Genomic DNA, 17,765 nt, shown 5'->3' with positions numbered 1-17,765 from the left:
CGGTGGGGCCCTCACGAGATTTGGCGGTCAGCCCTTCTCGCCCTCGAGCGCGAGCGGAGGGATGCCGGGGGTGTCGAATCCGAAGACCGCGCCGAGGAAGCCGAGTTCACGTTGGAGTGAGTCGATCACCGTCTCGGACCGTCGGAACCCGTGGCCCTCGCCCTCGTAGAGCACGTAGGCGTGGGGCACGCCGTGCGCGGCCAGGGCGTCGCGGATCGCCTCGGCCTGCGACGGCGGGACCACGCGGTCCTCGGAGCCCTGGAGGATGAGCAGGGGCACGCGGAAGAGATCGGGGCGGCCCAGGGGCGAGCGCTCGATGTACACCGGCTCGGCCTCGGGGAGCGGTCCGATGAGTCCGTCGAGGTAGCGGGCCTCGAAGTCATGGGTGTCCTCGGCGAGGGCGCGGGCGTCTCCGACGCCGTAGCGCGAGATGCCCGCCGAGAACACGTCGGTACGCGTCACCGCGGCCAGGACGGTCCAGCCGCCCGCCGAGCCCCCCGCGATGGCGAGGCGTTCATGATCGGCCAGGCCCGCATCGGCCAGAGCGGATGCCGCGGCCGCGACGTCGTCGACGTCGACGACACCCCACTGCCCCTTCAGTCGATCGCGGTAGGCGCGGCCGTATCCCGTGGACCCGCCGTAGTTGACGTCGAGCACGCCGATGCCTCGACTGGTGAAGAAGGCGGTCTTCGCGGAGGGGGCGGGACCCACGTGCGAGGTCGGTCCGCCGTGCACGAGGACCACGTAGGGCGGGCGCTCGCCCGCGACCGGGGTGACGTCGGGGTTGGTGGGGGCGTACGCGAAGGCGTGCACCGGCCCGTGCGGGCCGTCGGTGGACAGGGCGCGGGCTGCCGGCATCCATTCGTCTCCCCACGAGCCGGCGCCGCCCGTGACGAGCTCGACCGCGCCGGATTCGAGGTCGACGAGCCACAGGCCCGCGCGTCCGCCCGCATCGGACCCCGAGACGAGGGCGCGTGTGCCGCGGACGTCGTCGATCGCGGCTCCCGCGACGACGGGGACGTCGACCGGGCGCACGCCGCTCGGGGCGATCTCGACGACCTCGTCGGAGCCGTTCGTGCGGACCGCGATGACGCGACCGTCGGCGGCGGCCCCGAACCACCGCGTGCCGAGGACCCAGAGACCTCCGCCGGTGTCGGCGTCGGCGGGGGCGAGGGGGTGGGCGTCTCCGCCGAGAGGCCGGTGGAAGAGGTTCCAGCGACCGTCGGGGTCGTCGGCGTAGAGCAGCTCGTCGTCGGCGATCCAGACGGGTTGCAGGGGCGCACGGTGCTCGCCGCCGGCGATGTCGAGAACGGAGCCCGTCTCGAGGTCGGCCACGCGGAGGATCGTGGCGTCCCAGGGCATGTCGGGGTGGTTCCACGCGACCCACGCCAGGCGGCGGCCGTCGGAGGAGAGGGCGGGCTGCGCCAGGAAGTCGCTTCCCTCGGCGAGCACCTCGACCGGCCCCTCGAGCGGGATGCGCACGATCGCGCGGAGGGGCACGCGGGCGGAGCCGTGGGTCTCGCGGATGGCGAGGAGGACGCCGTGCTCCCACCTCAGGCCGCCGTGACGGACGGCGTCGTCGGCGGGAGTGAGGGGGCGCGCGGTCTCGCCCGGGCGGAGCGCGTACACGCGCTGGTCACTCTTCTCGACGTAGTACAGCTCGCCGTCGTCGGACGCCGTCCAGGCGCTTCCGCCGTACTCATGGACGGCCGAACGGGCGTTGGCGGGGGCAGGGAGCACCGTCTCGACCGAGCCGTCCGTGCGGCGACGCTTCACCGCGACGCGACCCGCCTCGTGCGGGACGGATTCGCCCCACCAGATCTCGTCGCCCACGAGTCGGGCCCCGTCGACGCGCGGCGATGACTGCGCGACGGACTCGGGCGTGATCGGGGAGGGCCAGGAACCGTAGGGGAGGGTGTCAGCCATGACTCCACCCTAGGCAGGGCCTCCGACATCCGCCCGGGTGCGCGGTCGTCGCGGCTTTTACGACGGAACGGAAGAGGCCGGATGCCACCCCTCGGTGGACATCCGGCCTCGAGCCGTGCGCGTCAGACGGTGCGCAGCACCGCGACGACGCGACCGAGGACGACGGCCTCGTCGCCGAGGATCGGCTCGAACGCGCTGTTGCGGGGGAGCAGCCAGGTGTGACCGTCACGGCGTCGGAACGTCTTCACCGTCGCCTCGCCGTCGAGCATCGCGGCGACGATCTCGCCGTTCTCGGCGGTCGCCTGAGAACGGATGACGACCCAGTCACCGTCGCAGATCGCCGCGTCGATCATCGACTCGCCCGACACTTTGAGCATGAACAGGTCGCCCTTGCCCACGAGCTGACGGGGGAGGGGGAAGATCTCCTCCACCTGCTGATCGGCGGTGATCGGCACTCCGGCAGCGATGCGACCCACCAGCGGCACCAGAGCGGCGTCGCCCAGGGCGGGGGCGGCGTCGGCGGGGTTCTCGGCGGCGGCGCCGGGCAGGTCGATGAGGACCTCCATCGCACGCGTCTTGCCCGGGTCGCGACGCAGGTAGCCGCTGAGCTCCAGCTGGTTCAGTTGATGCGTGACGCTCGAGAGCGACTTGAGTCCGACCGCGTCGCCGATCTCGCGCATGCTCGGCGGGTAGCCGTGCCGGGCGATCGAACGCTGGATCACTTCGAGGATCGCCAGCTGCTTGTCGCTGAGATTCTTCCGCCGCCGGGTCTGCGTCCGCTCGCGTCCGGCGGCGGTCGTCGCGTCGGTCATCTGTGCTCCCCTCGCGCCGCGGAAATCACGGCGGAAATTCGAATGTCGGAGGTTGGTGATGAGGTCTCCGTGTCGAAACCGTATCCGGTCGACGACCCGAATGACACGGAGCCTCGCGCGTGTCGCGTTCGATTCGTCTCCGATACACGAGGTGTTGACACTCGAACAGGTTCGAAGATAGATTCGGAATACAGATTCGCACCACCGCCCCCCGGCCGAGGGCGGGGTGCGAATCTCTCCCCACCAAGGAGCACATCATGAGCAGCATCGCCCTCACCGCCCCGTCCACCCGCCTGCGCATCACCGCGCGCGGTCGTCGCGTCGTGGCGTTCCTCGTCTCCCTCCCCATCGTCGCCGTACTCGCCGTGGCGATCGTCGGCGGCGGATCCGCACTCGCCTCCGGCGACGCGGGCGCTCCCGCCGGCTCGTTCACCGAGATCACCGTCATGAGCGGCGAGACCCTCTGGTCCATCGCCGAAGACGTCGCGCCGTCCGCCGACCCGCGTGATGTCGTCGCCGAGATCACGCGTCTCAACGCCCTGCCCGGCGGCTCGGTCTCGGCGGGACAGCGCATCGCGATCCCCGCCGAGTACGCTCCCGCGGCCTGAGCGCAGACCTCCCGCTCGCGCGCCTCGACCTTCCTCGACGCCTACGATGGGTGAGGTGACCGTACGCCTCGACGACCTTCCTCTTCGCGACGATCTGCGGGGCATGACCCCGTACGGAGCTCCCCAGGCAGCACTGCCCGTGGCACTCAACGTGAACGAGAACACGCATCCCGTTCCGCCCGAGGTCGCAGACGACATTCTGGATGCCGTCGCCCGGGCGCTCCGCGACGTCAACCGCTACCCGGACCGGGAGTTCACCGGTCTGCGCGAGGCCTTCGCCGGCTACCTCGGCCACGGCCTCAACCCCGACCAGATCTGGGCGGCGAACGGCTCGAACGAGGTCCTTCAGCACATCCTGCAGGCGTTCGGCGGTCCCGGCCGGACGGCGATGGGCTTCGCGCCCACGTATTCGATGTACCCGATCCTCACGCGGGCCACGGGGGCCCGCTGGATCGCGGGTGAGAGAGAGCACGACTTCTCGCTGTCTCCCGAGTCGGCGGCCGCGCAGGTGCGCGAACAGCGACCCAACATCGTGTTCCTCTGCGCCCCGAACAACCCCACCGGCACTCCGCTGTGCCTCGATGTCGTCGAAGCGGTCTACGACGCCACGGACGGAATCGTGATCGTCGACGAGGCTTACGAGGAGTTCGCTCCGCGGGACGAGCCCTCGGCCGTCTCGCTGCTGCCCGACCGCCCTCGTCTGGTCGTCTCGCGCACGATGAGCAAGGCCTTCGCCTTCGCCGGTGCCCGCGTCGGCTATCTCGCGGCCGATCCCGCGCTGGTCGACGCTCTGCGTCTTGTGCGCTTGCCCTACCACTTGAGCGCTCTCACCCAGGCGGCCGCCACCGCCGCGCTGAGCCACGCCGAGACGATGCTGTCGATGGTCGACGAGATCGTCGCTCAGCGTGACCGGATCTCGGCGACGGTGTCGGCGCTGGGGTACACGGCGCACGAGTCGTGGACCAATTTCGTGCTGTTCGGGGGCGTCGAAGACCCGGCTGCGACGTGGAAGGCGCTCTACGACCGCGGCGTCCTCATCCGCGACGTCGGCATCGCCCACCACCTGCGCGTGACCGCGGGCACGGCCGACGAGACCACCGCGTTCCTCGACGCGCTGGCCTCGGTAGGATCGCGATCATGACCGGCCCCGCCTCGCCCCGCACCGCATCGATCACGCGAGAGACGAGCGAGTCCCGCGTCGAACTCGAGCTCGACCTCGACGGCCGCGGCGTGAGCGACATCTCGACGAGCGTGCCATTCTTCGACCACATGCTCACCGCGTTCGCGAAGCACTCGCTGACCGACCTGCGGGTCCGCTCCACGGGTGACACGCACATCGACGCCCACCACACGGTCGAGGACACCTCGATCGTGCTCGGGCGGGCCATTCGTCAGGCGCTCGGCGACAAGTCCGGCATCGCCCGTTACGGAGACGCGCTCGTGCCGCTCGACGAGGCCCTCGCGCAGGCCGTGGTCGACATCAGCGGCCGTCCCTACCTCGTGCACACCGGCGAGCCCGCGGGCTTCGAGCACCACCTCATCGGCGGTCACTTCACCGGTTCGCTCGTGCGTCACTCGTTCGAGGCGATCTCGATCCACGCCGGCCTCACGGTTCACGTGCGCGTCCTGGGCGGACGCGACCCCCACCACATCGCGGAGGCCGAGTACAAGGCGCTCGCCCGCGCGTTCCGACAGGCGAAGGCCCTCGACCCGCTGGTCGACGGGATTCCGAGCACCAAGGGCGCGCTGTGACGCGGAAACCCGTCGTCGCGGTCTTCGACTACGGCTCGGGCAACGTCCACTCCGCCGTCAAGGCGCTCGTCGAGGCCGGCGCCGATGCGCGCCTCACCTCCGACCGCGGTCTGCTTCTCGACGCCGACGGGCTGCTGGTCCCCGGTGTCGGGGCGTTCGGCGCGGTCATGGGGGCTCTGAACGACAGCCGTGGCGGCGAGATCATCGACCGTCGTCTGGCGGGCGGTCGGCCGGTGCTCGGCATCTGCGTGGGCATGCAGGTCATGTTCGAGCGCGGCATCGAGCGTGGCACCGACACCACGGGTCTGGGGGAGTGGCCCGGAACCGTCGCCGAACTCGAGGCACCGGTTCTGCCGCACATGGGCTGGAACACGGTGAGCGCGGGGGAGGGATCTCGCCTGTTCGACGGCATCGAGAACGAGCGCTTCTACTTCGTGCACTCGTACGCGGCGCAGGACTGGTCGCTCGAGGTGACTCCGCCGTTCCCGCAGCCATCGGTCACGTGGTGCACCTACGGCTCGCCGTTCATCGCCGCGGTCGAGAACGGGCCGCTCTCGGCCACCCAGTTCCACCCGGAGAAGTCGGGCGAAGCCGGCATCCGGCTCCTGTCCAATTGGATCGACGGCCTGCGCACGACTACTGTGTGACCTCGTGCCCCGGCTCGGCGAGATGCGCCGAAGGGTGCGAGGAGCCATGAACGATTTCGCGTCCACGCCCGAACTTGTGCTGCTTCCCGCGGTCGACGTCGCCGACGGCAAGGCCGTCCGTCTGACCCAGGGTGAGGCCGGTACCGAGACCAGCTACGGCGACCCCGTCGACGCCGCCGCCGATTTCGCCCGCCAGGGCGCTCAGTGGATCCATCTCGTGGACCTCGACGCGGCCTTCGGGCGCGGCAGCAACGCGAGCGTCATGCGCAAGGTCATCAAGCAGGTCAAGGGCGTGCAGGTCGAGCTCTCGGGCGGCATCCGCGACGATCGTTCGCTCGAGGCCGCCCTCGAGAGCGGCGCGAGCCGCATCAACCTCGGCACCGCCGCCCTCGAGAACCCCGAGTGGGCCGCCGACGTCATCAACCGCTACGGCGAGGCGATCGCGGTGGGCCTCGACGTGCGGGGAACGACCCTCGCGGCCCGCGGGTGGACCCGCGAGGGCGGCGACCTGTGGACCGTGCTCGACCGACTCGAGGACGCCGGCTGCAGCCGCTACGTCGTCACCGACGTCACCAAAGACGGCACGCTCCGCGGCCCCAACATCGAGCTGCTCCGCGAGATGACGCAGCGCACCCCCAAGCCGATCGTCGCTTCGGGCGGCGTCTCGAGCCTCGACGACATCGCGGCTCTGCGCGACCTCGTTCCGCTGGGTGTCGAGGGCGCGATCGTCGGCAAAGCGCTCTACGCGGGCCAGTTCACCCTGGCCGAGGCGCTGGATGTCGCCGGACACTGACGGTCCGCACGACCACGCCCCTGGAGCCCACGCGGATTCGGCGGGGGTTCCGTGGGAGGGCCGCAGCTTCCAGGCGAACCCGCATTCGGGTGACGACGGTTCGGCCGACCCCGCGCTGCTGGCCGCGCTCCTGGCGTTCCGCGCGGGCGAGGGGGACGCCCGCGCCATCGTCGACGCCTATCGCGATGCGCGTCTGCTGATCCCGCTGGTCGCCGACAAGGGCGACCACGGCGTCGGAGCGCACGGCCTCGAGGTCGACAAGACCCAGGAGTTGTCGATCGTGACGGTCGCCGCCCCCGACGGCCGCAAGGTGCTCCCGGTCTTCACGTCGGTGACGGCGCTGCAGACGTGGGATGCCGCCGCACGACCGGTGCCGGCCGACGGGCGGCGCACGGCACTGGCGGCGGCCTCGGACGACACCGAGCTCATCGTCATCGACCCTGCGTCCGAGACGGAGTTCGTGATCCGCCGCCCCGCCGTGTGGGCGATCGCGCAGGGCGAGACGTGGGAGCCCGCCCACACGTCGCCGTCGATCTTCACCGGCCTGCAGGAGAGCATCGCCGGAGAGCTGGCGGTCCTCGATCTCGCCGTCGAGTCGGGCGACCCCACCGGTCGTCTGCGCGGACCCGAGCTCGTCGTGCACCTGCAGCTCATGTCGGGCCTCGAGCAGGAGGAATTGGATGCCACGCTGGCGCGCCTCGCCCGGCGCTGGTCGGCGGACGATCGCATCGCCGTCCTCGTGGACTCCCTGACGGTCAAGCTCCACCGCAGCACGGAGGCCTGATCGCGGCGCCGTCACCAGAACAGCACGGCGCGTCGAGAACAGGCCGACCCGCCCGCCAAGCGCCTGTTCTCACGGCGTCCCCTGTCCTCATGCCGAATGGGCCCCGCTCATACCCCCACGGGTGTCACGGAGGATGTGCCCTGCGGCGGGAGGGGGCATTCCGGAGCCCGGGACCACCCCAGAACGACAGAACTACGTGACGGGACCCGTCCACTTCTCGCCCGGCCCCTTACCGATCGGGTCCTGAATCGTCGACGCCTCGCGGAAGGCCAGCTGCAGCGACCGCAGGCCGTCGCGCAGGGAACGCGCGTGCATGTCGCTGATCTCCGGCGCTCCGGCGGTGATGAGTCCGGCGAGGGCGTTGATGAGCTTGCGGGCCTCGTCGAGGTCGAGCTGCTGGCCGGGGTCGTCGGCGAGTCCGGTCTTCACGGCGGCGGCGCTCATGAGGTGGACGGCCGCGGTGGTGATGACTTCGACGGCGGGGACATCGGCAATGTCGCGGGTGGCGGAGGACGCGGCGCGCTCCTGTTCCTCCCAGCGGGCGAGGCGCTCGTCCTCGGCTCCGTGGCGGTGTGCGCCCTGGTCGTCGGCGGGCTGGTCGGAGGGGATCGTGTCCACGTGAATCTCTCTGCTAGACTATGGCGGGCTTCGGAGTGTTTCACTCCGTACGAAAGAGGATCACATCCCACCCGCGCTTGCCGCTCCAGGCTACCGGGTTCCCGCACTCCGCTCCGTTTCGCACGGGGTTGCCTGGGTGCAGAAGCCGGTGCCGAAAGCACCGTGCCGGGTGGCGTGTCTCCTCTTCGCCCGCGATTCCGACGGATCGCGGCGGCCACCATCCGTATGAAAGAGGAGTTCCGCATCAGCGATCCCCGCACCAACGAGCGCATCCGAGTCCCGGAGGTCCGTCTCGTCGGACCCAACGGCGAGCAGGTCGGCATCGTCCGAATCGAAGCTGCGCTGCGCCTGGCCCAGGAAGCGGACCTCGACTTGGTCGAGGTCGCGCCGAGCTCGAAGCCGCCCGTGGTCAAGATCATGGATTACGGCAAGTTCAAGTACGAGGCCGCTCAGAAGGCCAAAGAGACGCGTCGTAACCAGGCGAACACCGTCCTCAAAGAGGTCCGGTTCCGTCTGAAGATCGAGGCTCACGACTACATCACCAAGCTCAAGCGCGCCGAGGGGCTCCTGCAGGCGGGCGACAAGGTGAAGGCCATGATCCTGTTCCGCGGTCGCGAGCAGTCGCGTCCCGAGCAGGGTGTCCGTCTGCTCCGCAAGTTCGCCGAAGACGTCGCCGAGTTCGGCACCGTCGAGTCGAACCCCACGATCGACGGCCGCAACATGGTGATGGTGGTCGCCCCTCACAAGAACAAGTCCGAGGTCAAGACCGAGCAGAACGCGCAGCGCACGGCGAACCGTGAAGCCGCGCGGAGTGCCGCTCGAGGCGAATCGGCACCCACAGACGAAGCTGCCCCGGCGTCCGCCGAGTAAAGCTCCCCGACTCCCGCTCCGCCGGGAACCCCAACGAAGGAAGACAGATGCCGAAGCAGAAGACCCACTCGGGCGCCAAGAAGCGCTTCAAGCTCACCGGTAGCGGCAAGCTCATGAAGCAGCAGGCCGGCATGCGCCACAACCTCGAGGGCAAGGCCTCCAAGCGCACCCGTCGCCTGAACCAGGAGCAGGTCCTGGCCAAGGGTGACTCCAAGGTCGCCAAGAAGCTCCTCGGCCTCTGAGCGCCGACGCACGTTAGGAAGAATGAGAAATGGCTAGAGTCAAGCGGGCAGTAAACGCCCACAAGAAGCGTCGCGTCATCCTGGAGCGCGCGTCCGGTTACCGCGGTCAGCGTTCGCGCCTGTACCGCAAGGCCAAGGAGCAGGTCACCCACTCCCTGGTCTACGCGTACCGTGACCGTCGCAAGCGCAAGGGCGACTTCCGTCGTCTGTGGATCCAGCGCATCAACGCCGCGTCGCGCGCCAACGGCATGACGTACAACCGCTTCATCCAGGGTCTCGGCCTCGCGGGTGTGCAGGTGGACCGTCGCATGCTCGCCGAGCTCGCCGTGAACGAGCCCGCCGTGTTCGCGTCGCTCGTCGCGACCGCGAAGGCTGCGCTGCCCACCGACGTCAACGCGGCGAAGACCGCGTAAGACACGTCTTCCGAAACGGGCGTCCTCCCCGGAGGGCGCCCGTTTCGTCGTTCCCGCGGGTCGTTCGCGCGGCGTCCCGGGATGCATTCCTCCGGGGCCATACACTGGGGACGTGCTCGAGAACCCCCGTTCGCCGCGGGTGCGCGCCGTGGCCAAGCTCAGTAAGCGCGCCGCCCGCCAAGAGACAGGTCTGTTCCTGCTCGAGGGTCCGCAGGCCGCTCGCGAGGCGCTCGCGTGGGCGCCCGAGACCGTGCTGGAGGTCTACGCGACCCCGTCCGCCCTCGAGAAGCACACGGATGTGCGTGACGCTGCGGAGCAGGCGGGTGTCGATCTGCAGATCACCACCGAGGCGGTGCTCGACGCCATGGCCGATACCGTGACGCCCCAGGGCATCGTGGCGGTGGCCCGTCAATCGCCCACCGCGTTGAAGGACATCCTGGCGGGGGAGCCGCGCCTCATCGCGATCTGCGAAGAGGTGCGCGATCCCGGCAACCTGGGCACGATCATCAGGGCCGCGGATGCGGCGGGTGCCGACGCCGTGATCCTGACCGGCCGGACCGTGGACCCGTACAACCCGAAGGTCGTGCGCTCCACCACCGGCTCGCTCTTCCACCTGCCGGTCGCGGTCGATCTCGAGCTCGCTGATGTCGTCGCCCGCGCGCACGAGGCGGGCCTGCGCATCGTCGCCGCCGATGTCGAGGGCACCGACTTCCTGGCATCCCGAGAGCTGCTGTCGGAGCCGACGGCCTGGTTGTTCGGCAACGAGGCGCGGGGGCTCGACGAGTCCGCCCTCGCGCAGGCCGACCTCGCTCTGCGCCTGCCGATCTACGGTCGCGCCGAGTCTTTGAACCTGGCCACCGCGGCGAGTGTCTGCCTCTACGAGACGGCTTTCGCGCAGCGCGCGCGCTGACCCCTGCTGTTACAGAACGGTTAAGGCGTGCGCAGGAATGTGGTCGGGCGCCCAGCATCCTCATAGGGTGAAGGCATGGCATCCGTTCCCCCGAAGACCGAGCCCCTGGTCGTCGTCGCCGACGTCCAGAAGCACTATGGGCAGTTCCAGGCTCTGAAAGACATCGACCTCACCGTCGACCGCGGAGAGGTCGTCGTGGTGATCGGCCCGTCGGGTTCCGGCAAGTCGACGCTGTGCCGCACTATCAACCGGCTCGAGACCATCACGAGCGGATCGATCACCATCGACGGCAAGGAGCTTCCCAAAGAGGGGAAGGGCCTGGCCGAACTGCGTGCCGATGTCGGCATGGTGTTCCAGTCGTTCAACCTCTTCGCGCACCTGACGATCCTCGAGAACGTCACGCTCGGGCCCATCAAGGTCCGCAAGATGAAGAAGGCGGATGCCGAGAAAGAGGCGCGCGCGCTTTTGGATCGCGTGGGCGTCGGCCACCAGGCCGACAAGCTCCCCGCCCAGCTCTCGGGCGGACAGCAGCAGCGTGTGGCGATCGCCCGCGCGCTGGCGATGAAGCCCAAGGTCATGCTCTTCGACGAGCCGACCTCGGCTCTCGACCCCGAGATGATCAACGAGGTGCTCGACGTGATGGTCGGCCTCGCCAAGGACGGCATGACGATGATCGTCGTCACGCACGAGATGGGCTTCGCACGCAAGGCCGCGAACCGCGTGGTGTTCATGGCCGACGGGCAGATCGTCGAGCAGGCGACCCCGGAGCAGTTCTTCACGCACCCCGAATCCGATCGCGCGAAGGACTTCCTCTCGAAGCTCATCACGCACTGAGGCTTTCACCTGACGGCGATGAACGAGGAGGTTCTTCCGCCGACCGCATACGCACCGTTCCCCCCGGTCGATCTCGCGCGCCGTCACCGACGACCCTTATCCGCACAGCACACGTAACCAAGGAGATATCACATGCGTAAACCTCGTCTTCTCGCCGGCGCGAGCATCGTCGCCGCCGGCCTGCTGGCCCTGACGGCCTGCAACAGCGGCACCCCGGGCGCGGCACCCGGTTCCGACGGCGGCAGCTCCGACGCTCCCGTCTACGGCGCGGTCGCAACCGGCGTCACGATCGAGAACAGCCCCACCTTCGACAAGATCCAGTCCGCGGGCAAGATCGTCATCGGCGTGAAGGAAGACCAGCCCGGTCTCGGCTACCTCGACCCCGTCACGGGGGAGCGCAAGGGCTTCGACGTCGACACCGCGCGCTGGATCGCCGCGTCGCTCGGCTACGACCCGGCCGACACCTCGAAGGTGGAGTACAAGGCCATCGCCTCGGCGAACCGCGAGCAGGCCATCATCAACGGCGACATCGACTACTACGTCGGCACCTACTCGATCACCGACAAGCGCAAGGACCAGATCTCCTTCGCCGGGCCCTACTTCCTGACCGGTCAGGGCCTGCTGGTCGCTGCCGACAACGACACCATCACCGGCAAGGACTCGCTCACGGCCGAGACCACCGTCTGCTCGGTGACCGGTTCGACGCCGATCCAGCGCATCCGTGAGCAGACTCCCGCCAAGGTCGTCGAGTTCGACACCTACTCGCAGTGCGTCGAGAAGCTGAAGAACGGCGAGGTCGACGCGGTCACGACCGACGAGGCCATCCTGCTCGGCTACGCCGCTCAGGACCCCGACAAGCTCAAGATCGCGGGCGAGCCCTTCAGCGAGGAGCGCTACGGCGTCGGCATCGCCAAGGGCGACACCGCTTTCCAGGAGTTCGTGAACACGATGTTCACCGACGGCGGCTCCACCTGGGAGGCCATCTTCGAGAAGAACCTCGGCGCCTCGGGCGTCAAGGGCGAGCAGCCGGCGGTCGACCCCGTCAGCTGATCACCCGGGTGCGGGCGGCCGCGACGCGCCGCCCGCACCACCCGTAGAGCACGACGAGAGAGAACGGACAGCGTACGGTGAACCAGATTTTCGACTACCCCGACCTGTGGGCGCAGGCGCTCTGGGGAACGGTCGTGCTCTTCGTGGGCGGCGGCCTGATCGCGCTCGCACTCGGCTTCATCGTCGCGGCCATGCGCGTATCGCCCGTGCCCATCGCCCGGGCGGTCGGTGCGGTGTACGTCAACTGGATCCGGAACACGCCCCTCACGCTGGTGCTGTTCTTCTTCGCGTTCTGCGTCCCCCTGCTGATCGATGTCCCGCGCGGAAGCTTCCTGACGCTCGCCGTGTGCGGTCTCGGCATCTACACGGCGACCTACGTGGCCGAGACGCTGCGCTCCGGCATCAACACCGTGCCCGTCGGTCAGGCGGAGGCCGCACGCGCCCTCGGCCTCGGCTTCGGCCAGGTGATGACGCTCGTGGTCCTACCCCAGGCGACCCGTTCGGTCATCCCGCCGATGATGAGCGTCTTCATCGCCCTGCTCAAGAACACCACCGTGGCGGCCGGTTTCTCGGTGGTGAACCTCGGCAACATCCGCGCCACGATGAGCGAGAACGGCGAGAACCAGCTCGTCACCATCCTGTTGGTGATGGCGGTCTTCGTCATCCTGGTGCTGCTGCTCGCGGCCCTGCAGAACGCGGCCGAGAAGAAGTGGAAGGTCGTCCGATGAGCTCCTCCGTCCTCTATGACGTTCCGGGTCCGCGCGCGCAGGTGCGCAACCGCATCCTCGGCGTCATCACCCTCCTCGTCGTCGCCGCCGTCATCGGCTTCGTCGTTTGGCGTTTCATCGACACCGGGCAGTTCTCGGCGGCGAAGTGGAACGTCTTCACGTACACCGCGATCTGGGAGCGATTCGGGCAGGCGACCCTGGCCACTCTCGCGGCCTTCGCCGTCGCCGCCGTCGGTGCGCTCGTGCTGGGCTTCGTCCTCGCGATCGGGCGCATGTCCGACCACCGGTGGGTGCGTCTCCCCGTCGGCTGGGTCGTCGAGATCCTCCGCGCCGTCCCCGTCCTCGTCTTCATGCTGCTGCTGTACTACGGGCTCCCCGTCATCGGCATCCGCATGTCGTCGTACTGGGCCGTCGTCATCGCGTTGATCCTCTACAACGGCTCCGTGCTGTCCGAGGTCATCCGCGCCGGCGTCGAGGCGCTGCCCCGCGGCCAGAGCGAGGCAGGCTACGCGGTGGGTCTGCGCAAGGCCGGCGTGATGCGCCTCATCCTGCTTCCGCAGGCCATCCGCGCCATGCTCCCGGTGATCATCGCCCAGCTCGTGGTGACGCTGAAGGACACCGCCCTCGGCTTCATCATCACCTATCCCGAACTGCTGTACTTCGCGCGTCTGCTCGGCTCGAACGGCGAGTACGGATCACCGCTGATCCCCGCGGCCATGATCGCCAGCGTCATCTACGTCGCGATGTGTCTCGCGCTGTCGTTCGCCGCGCACCGCGTCGAGGTCGGCCTGCGCCGCTCGCCGAAGGCCGGGGGCGTCGCTCCCGCGGAGCCGGCGGGCCAGACCGGCACCGACACCGAGCTGATCGTCGCCCAGCGCGGCCTCGGCAAGTACGACGCGGGTAGCGGCGGCGGAATCTGAGTCATCGGTCCGACGGGCGGGGGAGTGTCCCCGCCCGTCGGTAGACTCTCATCTCGTGTCCGACGCACCCGAGATCACCCCTGAGGCCGTCGCCTCCGCGGTCGATGAGGCCCTTGCCGCCATCGCCGCCGCCGCGACCACGGCCGAGCTCAAGTCCGCCCGTTCCGCCCACACGGGGGAGCAGTCCTCCCTCGCCCAGCTGAACGCCCAGATGCGCAACGTCGCCCCCGACCAGAAGGCCGCCTTCGGCAAGCTCGTCGGACAGGCGCGCGGCCGGGTGAACCAGGCGCTCGCCGCCCGCGAGGGCGAGCTGGCCGCGGCCGAAACCGCGGCGCAGCTCGAGGCCGAACGGGTCGACGTCACGGCGCTGCCGCAGCGTGCGCGCGTCGGGGCACGGCATCCGATCTCGCTCCTGCAGGAGCAGGTGTCCGACATCTTCGTCGGCATGGGCTGGGAGATCGCAGAGGGCCCCGAGCTCGAGCACGAGTGGTTCAACTTCGACGCGCTCAACTTCGACGTGGATCACCCCGCGCGCCAGATGCAGGACACCTTCTTCGTCGACCCGGTCGCGCGTCACCTGGTTCTGCGCACGCACACGAGCCCCGTGCAGGTGCGGTCGATGCTCGAGCGCGAGCTGCCGATCTACGTGCTGTGCCCGGGGCGGGTGTACCGCACCGACGAGTTCGACGCGACGCACCTGCCGGTGTTCACCCAGTTCGAGGGCCTGGTCATCGACAAGAACATCACGATGGCGCACCTCAAGGGCACGCTCGACCACGCTGCGCGCGTGCTGTTCGGCCCCGAGGCCAAGACGCGCTTCCGCGCCAACTTCTTCCCCTTCACCGAGCCGAGCGCCGAGCTCGACCTGTGGCACCCCACCTTCAAGGGCGGGGCGCGCTGGATCGAGTGGGGCGGCTGCGGAATGGTGAACCCCAACGTGCTGCGGGCCGCGGGCATCGACCCCGAGGAGTACTCGGGCTTCGCCTTCGGCATGGGCATCGAGCGCACGCTCATGTTCCGCAGCGACGTGCAAGACATGCGCGACATGGCCGAGGGCGATGTCCGCTTCAGCGAGCAGTTCGGAATGGTGGTCTGATGCGCGTCCCGCTCTCCTGGTTGCGCGAGTACGTCGACGTGCCCGCAGAGGCCACGCCCGACGACGTCCTCGCCGCCCTCGTCTCGGTCGGTTTCGAAGAAGAGGACGTGCACCGCTTCGAGCTGTCCGGTCCGATCGTCGTCGGCGAGGTGAAGGAGTTCACCCCCGAGCCCCAGTCCAACGGCAAGACCATCCGCTGGTGCCAGGTCGACGTCGGCGCCGAGAACGGGGGAGTGCGCGGCATCGTCTGCGGTGCCGGCAACTTCTTCGAGGGCGACAAGGTCGTGGTGACCCTGCCCGGTTCGGTGCTGCCCGGTCCCTTCCCGATCGCGGCCCGCAAGACTTATGGTCACGTGTCCGACGGCATGATCGCGTCGGCGAAGGAGCTGGGCCTGGGCAGCGAGCACAGCGGCATCCTGCGTCTGATCGATCTCGGGATCGACGCGCCGGTCGGAACGGATGCCATCGGACTGCTCGGTCTGGACGACCTCGCGGTCGAGATCAACGTCACCCCCGACCGCGGCTACGCCCTGTCGCTGCGCGGGGTCGCCCGTGAGTACTCGCACGCGACGGGAGCGGACTTCCGCGACCCGGGTCTCGGCCACGACGAGGCCGCGGCGCGCACGCCCTCGGGCTTCCCGATCACGGTCGCCGACCAGGCGCCCATCCGCGGCCGCCGCGGCGCCACCGAGTTCGTCGCGCGCATCGTCCGCGACGTCGACCCCTCGCGCCCGACGCCGCCGTGGATGATCACGCGCCTGTCGCTCGCCGGCATCCGCTCGCTCGGGGTGCTCGTCGACATCACCAACTACGTCATGCTCGAGCTCGGTCAGCCCCTCCACGGCTACGACCTCGACCGTCTGCAGGGTGGCATCACGGTGCGTCGAGCGGAGCAGGGCGAGAAGCTCGAAACCCTCGACGGGCAGGTGCGCACACTCAACGCCGAAGACCTCCTGATCACCGACGAGTCGGGACCGATCGGACTCGCCGGTGTGATGGGCGGCGGCCCCACCGAGATGAGCGACGCCACGCGTAACGTGCTGATCGAGGCGGCCACCTTCGACCAGATCTCGATCGCGCGCACAGCGCGTCGTCACAAGCTGCCCTCCGAGGCCTCGCGCCGTTTCGAGCGCGGCGTCGACCCGCTCGTCCCGTATGTGGCGGCCGAGCGTGTCGCCTCACTGATGGTCGAGCTCGCAGGCGGCACTCTCGACACCGAGCTGGGCGGGTCGCTCGGCTCGACGTACCGTCGCGAGGCGATCACGCTGCCCGCGGGCTTCGTCCCCGGTCTGATCGGCGTCGAGTACACCGACGACGAGATCGTCTCGGCCCTGCGCCTCATCGGCTGCGTGGTCGACGAGCGCGAGGGCGGCTGGGCGGTCACGGCACCGTCGTGGCGCCACGACCTCAGCGACAAGTGGACGCTCGCCGAAGAGGTGGCGCGTATCGAGGGCTACGACCGGATCCCGTCCGTCCTCCCGACGCCCCCGTCGGGCCGCGGGCTCACCGACGCACAACAGGGGCGCCGTCGCGTGGCGAACGCTCTGGCCTCGGCCGGCTTCGTCGAGACGCCGTCGTTCCCGTTCACCACCGAGGAGCAGAACGCCCTGCACGGCTCGCCGTCGGGTGATCCGCTCCCGAGCGTGAAGCTCGCGAACCCGCTCGACGGACTCGCTCCGTTCCTGCGCCGTTCGTTGATCCCCGCTCTGCTGCAGGTCGCGCATCGCAACGTCTCGCGCGGCATCGTCGATCTCGCGCTGTTTGAGGCCGGCACCGTCTTCCTCCCGAAGCCGGGCATGCAGTACGGCACCGCGTCGGTGCCGCCGCTGGCGGTGCGGCCGGATGCCGCGACCCTCACGGCCCTCGACGCGTCCATTCCGCCGCAGCGACGTCACGTGGCCGTTCTGCTGACCGGTCACACGGTCGCGAAGCAGCCGGGTCAGCCCGCGGTCGCGGCGGATCTCGCCGATGCCGTGGACGCCGTGCGCGTGTTGACCGCCGCCGCAGGACTCGACATCGAACTCGTGCAGGCGCAGCGTGCGGCGCTCCACCCGGGGCGCACGGCCCGTGTCCTTTCCGCGGGGACCGACATCGGCTACGTCGGCGAGCTGTTGCCGGCTGTCGCGGCCGCGGCGGACCTGCCCGGACGCGTTCTCGTGGCCGAGCTCGACCTCGACGCGATGCTCGAGCTGGCGCAGGCGCGCCCGGTTGCGGCATCCCTGTCGGGATTCCCGGCGGCCACCCAGGACGTGTCGTTGACGGTTCCGACCGACGTCGCCGCGGGTGCCGTGCGCGCCGCGCTGATCGAGGGGGGCGCCCCGCTGCTCGAGGGCGCCCGGCTCGTCGACGACTACCGCGGCCCCGGTCTCTCAGAGGGGACGAAGAGCCTGACGTTCGCGTTGCGGTTCCGTGCTGACGACCGCACCCTCACCGCGGCCGAGGCGACCGAGGCGAAGCTCGCCGGTGTCGCCGTGGCGGCAGAACGTTTCGGTGCGGCGATCCGCGACTGATCGACCACGCGTGACCTGGAGCGCCGACGGCCTACGCCGCTCGGCGCTTCGGCGTTTTCACCCGCTCCACAGCGGGGGAGGCGGCGTCCTCGCACGCCTGACGTTCGGCATACACTCAGGTGCGCGTTCGCGCACGAGGGCCTGCCCTCATCGCCGGTAAAGGGGGCAGTCGGAAGTGCCCGGCGATGAGGGCAGGTTCCACAGCATAACCCGACCTTGTCCCCCATTTGGGGGACAAGGTCGCCGAGGGGC

Annotated in this window: 19 protein-coding genes; 16 read left to right on the top strand and 3 right to left on the bottom strand. The window is 69.6% G+C overall.

The genetic code is table 11. The annotated features are described in order from the left end of the window. Window positions 1-27 precede the first annotated feature (27 nt). Both QBE02_RS05185 and lexA read right to left on the bottom strand, forming a co-directional pair. Window positions 28-1,926, bottom strand: a complete 1,899-nt coding sequence (locus QBE02_RS05185) for a S9 family peptidase (protein WP_279367405.1) — start codon at window positions 1,924-1,926, stop codon at window positions 28-30. A 122-nt stretch (window positions 1,927-2,048) separates the two neighbouring features. Beyond that, window positions 2,049-2,738: a transcriptional repressor LexA gene (gene lexA, locus QBE02_RS05180; protein ID WP_279367404.1), complete on the bottom strand. Its 690-nt coding sequence runs from the start codon at window positions 2,736-2,738 to the stop codon at window positions 2,049-2,051. A 257-nt stretch (window positions 2,739-2,995) separates the two neighbouring features. Here lexA and QBE02_RS05175 point away from each other — a divergent pair, with 257 nt between their 5' ends. From QBE02_RS05175 to QBE02_RS05150, 6 genes are read left to right on the top strand one after another with little or no spacing between them, the layout of a single operon-like run. After that, the gene (locus QBE02_RS05175; RefSeq protein ID WP_144782050.1) at window positions 2,996-3,346 is read left to right on the top strand and encodes a LysM peptidoglycan-binding domain-containing protein; all 351 of its coding nucleotides are present in this window, start codon (window positions 2,996-2,998) and stop codon (window positions 3,344-3,346) included. Between the two features lie 46 nt (window positions 3,347-3,392). Further along, window positions 3,393-4,487 (top strand): histidinol-phosphate transaminase, encoded by a 1,095-nt coding sequence (locus QBE02_RS05170; RefSeq protein WP_279367403.1) that lies wholly within the window; start codon window positions 3,393-3,395, stop codon window positions 4,485-4,487. Further along, window positions 4,484-5,098 (top strand): imidazoleglycerol-phosphate dehydratase HisB, encoded by a 615-nt coding sequence (gene hisB, locus QBE02_RS05165; protein ID WP_279367402.1) that lies wholly within the window; start codon window positions 4,484-4,486, stop codon window positions 5,096-5,098. Before QBE02_RS05170 ends, hisB begins: the two co-directional genes overlap by 4 nt. Then, window positions 5,095-5,745, top strand: a complete 651-nt coding sequence (gene hisH / locus QBE02_RS05160) for an imidazole glycerol phosphate synthase subunit HisH (RefSeq protein ID WP_056227436.1) — start codon at window positions 5,095-5,097, stop codon at window positions 5,743-5,745. The genes hisB and hisH overlap by 4 nt, the downstream gene beginning before the upstream one ends. A 46-nt stretch (window positions 5,746-5,791) precedes the next feature. Beyond that, a complete protein-coding gene (gene priA / locus QBE02_RS05155) occupies window positions 5,792-6,538 on the top strand; it encodes a bifunctional 1-(5-phosphoribosyl)-5-((5-phosphoribosylamino)methylideneamino)imidazole-4-carboxamide isomerase/phosphoribosylanthranilate isomerase PriA (protein WP_056227439.1) in 747 nt (248 codons plus the stop codon). After that, window positions 6,522-7,322 carry an SseB family protein gene (locus QBE02_RS05150; protein ID WP_279367401.1) on the top strand — a complete coding sequence of 267 codons (801 nt, stop codon included), beginning with the start codon at window positions 6,522-6,524 and terminating at the stop codon, window positions 7,320-7,322. The genes priA and QBE02_RS05150 overlap by 17 nt, the downstream gene beginning before the upstream one ends. 192 nt (window positions 7,323-7,514) lie before the next feature. On the opposite strand, the gene QBE02_RS05145 is transcribed toward QBE02_RS05150, so the two are convergent. Continuing rightward, entirely contained in the window at window positions 7,515-7,940 is a 426-nt protein-coding gene (locus tag QBE02_RS05145) for a DUF1844 domain-containing protein (RefSeq protein WP_371129300.1), read from the bottom strand. Between the two features lie 225 nt (window positions 7,941-8,165). Here QBE02_RS05145 and infC point away from each other — a divergent pair, with 225 nt between their 5' ends. From infC to pheT, 10 genes are all read left to right on the top strand, one after another. Further along, window positions 8,166-8,810, top strand: coding sequence for a translation initiation factor IF-3 (gene infC, locus QBE02_RS05140; RefSeq protein WP_279367856.1), 645 nt, complete (start codon window positions 8,166-8,168; stop codon window positions 8,808-8,810). A gap of 47 nt (window positions 8,811-8,857) precedes the next feature. Further along, window positions 8,858-9,052, top strand: coding sequence for a 50S ribosomal protein L35 (rpmI, locus tag QBE02_RS05135; RefSeq protein WP_013583375.1), 195 nt, complete (start codon window positions 8,858-8,860; stop codon window positions 9,050-9,052). 29 nt (window positions 9,053-9,081) lie between these two features. Next, window positions 9,082-9,465 (top strand): 50S ribosomal protein L20, encoded by a 384-nt coding sequence (gene rplT / locus QBE02_RS05130; RefSeq protein ID WP_056227445.1) that lies wholly within the window; start codon window positions 9,082-9,084, stop codon window positions 9,463-9,465. A 112-nt stretch (window positions 9,466-9,577) separates the two neighbouring features. Further along, the gene (locus QBE02_RS05125; protein WP_268103685.1) at window positions 9,578-10,375 is read left to right on the top strand and encodes a TrmH family RNA methyltransferase; all 798 of its coding nucleotides are present in this window, start codon (window positions 9,578-9,580) and stop codon (window positions 10,373-10,375) included. A 75-nt stretch (window positions 10,376-10,450) separates the two neighbouring features. Continuing rightward, complete coding sequence (locus tag QBE02_RS05120) at window positions 10,451-11,209, top strand: amino acid ABC transporter ATP-binding protein (RefSeq protein ID WP_094733475.1); 759 nt, start codon at window positions 10,451-10,453, stop codon at window positions 11,207-11,209. A gap of 132 nt (window positions 11,210-11,341) precedes the next feature. Next, window positions 11,342-12,259, top strand: coding sequence for a glutamate ABC transporter substrate-binding protein (locus QBE02_RS05115; RefSeq protein ID WP_279367400.1), 918 nt, complete (start codon window positions 11,342-11,344; stop codon window positions 12,257-12,259). 77 nt (window positions 12,260-12,336) lie between these two features. Further along, window positions 12,337-12,987 carry an amino acid ABC transporter permease gene (locus tag QBE02_RS05110; RefSeq protein ID WP_279367399.1) on the top strand — a complete coding sequence of 217 codons (651 nt, stop codon included), beginning with the start codon at window positions 12,337-12,339 and terminating at the stop codon, window positions 12,985-12,987. Continuing rightward, window positions 12,984-13,907 carry an amino acid ABC transporter permease gene (locus QBE02_RS05105; protein WP_279367398.1) on the top strand — a complete coding sequence of 308 codons (924 nt, stop codon included), beginning with the start codon at window positions 12,984-12,986 and terminating at the stop codon, window positions 13,905-13,907. Before QBE02_RS05110 ends, QBE02_RS05105 begins: the two co-directional genes overlap by 4 nt. A gap of 55 nt (window positions 13,908-13,962) precedes the next feature. After that, window positions 13,963-15,003 (top strand): phenylalanine--tRNA ligase subunit alpha, encoded by a 1,041-nt coding sequence (gene pheS, locus QBE02_RS05100; protein WP_279367397.1) that lies wholly within the window; start codon window positions 13,963-13,965, stop codon window positions 15,001-15,003. After that, window positions 15,003-17,513 carry a phenylalanine--tRNA ligase subunit beta gene (gene pheT / locus QBE02_RS05095; RefSeq protein ID WP_279367396.1) on the top strand — a complete coding sequence of 837 codons (2,511 nt, stop codon included), beginning with the start codon at window positions 15,003-15,005 and terminating at the stop codon, window positions 17,511-17,513. The genes pheS and pheT overlap by 1 nt, the downstream gene beginning before the upstream one ends. The last annotated feature ends 252 nt before the right edge of the window (window positions 17,514-17,765 follow it).

This window comes from Microbacterium testaceum, assembly GCF_029761935.1.
Taxonomy (GTDB): Bacteria; Actinomycetota; Actinomycetes; order Actinomycetales; family Microbacteriaceae; genus Microbacterium; species Microbacterium testaceum_A.
The sequence above is the reverse complement of the archived record's forward strand: the minus strand, read 5'-3'. Positions and strand labels throughout refer to the sequence as shown.

Bases quoted from the DNA above. Each gene is read 5' to 3' on its own strand.
- QBE02_RS05185 (WP_279367405.1), bottom strand. From the start codon at position 1,926: ATGGCTGACACCCTCCCCTACGGTTCCTGGCCCTCCCCGATCACGCCC.
- lexA (WP_279367404.1), bottom strand. From the start codon at position 2,738: ATGACCGACGCGACGACCGCCGCCGGACGCGAGCGGACGCAGACCCGG.
- QBE02_RS05175 (WP_144782050.1), top strand. From the start codon at position 2,996: ATGAGCAGCATCGCCCTCACCGCCCCGTCCACCCGCCTGCGCATCACC.
- QBE02_RS05170 (WP_279367403.1), top strand. From the start codon at position 3,393: ATGGGTGAGGTGACCGTACGCCTCGACGACCTTCCTCTTCGCGACGAT.
- hisB (WP_279367402.1), top strand. From the start codon at position 4,484: ATGACCGGCCCCGCCTCGCCCCGCACCGCATCGATCACGCGAGAGACG.
- priA (WP_056227439.1), top strand. From the start codon at position 5,792: ATGAACGATTTCGCGTCCACGCCCGAACTTGTGCTGCTTCCCGCGGTC.
- QBE02_RS05150 (WP_279367401.1), top strand. From the start codon at position 6,522: ATGTCGCCGGACACTGACGGTCCGCACGACCACGCCCCTGGAGCCCAC.
- infC (WP_279367856.1), top strand. From the start codon at position 8,166: ATGAAAGAGGAGTTCCGCATCAGCGATCCCCGCACCAACGAGCGCATC.
- rpmI (WP_013583375.1), top strand. From the start codon at position 8,858: ATGCCGAAGCAGAAGACCCACTCGGGCGCCAAGAAGCGCTTCAAGCTC.
- rplT (WP_056227445.1), top strand. From the start codon at position 9,082: ATGGCTAGAGTCAAGCGGGCAGTAAACGCCCACAAGAAGCGTCGCGTC.
- QBE02_RS05120 (WP_094733475.1), top strand. From the start codon at position 10,451: ATGGCATCCGTTCCCCCGAAGACCGAGCCCCTGGTCGTCGTCGCCGAC.
- QBE02_RS05115 (WP_279367400.1), top strand. From the start codon at position 11,342: ATGCGTAAACCTCGTCTTCTCGCCGGCGCGAGCATCGTCGCCGCCGGC.
- QBE02_RS05105 (WP_279367398.1), top strand. From the start codon at position 12,984: ATGAGCTCCTCCGTCCTCTATGACGTTCCGGGTCCGCGCGCGCAGGTG.
- pheT (WP_279367396.1), top strand. From the start codon at position 15,003: ATGCGCGTCCCGCTCTCCTGGTTGCGCGAGTACGTCGACGTGCCCGCA.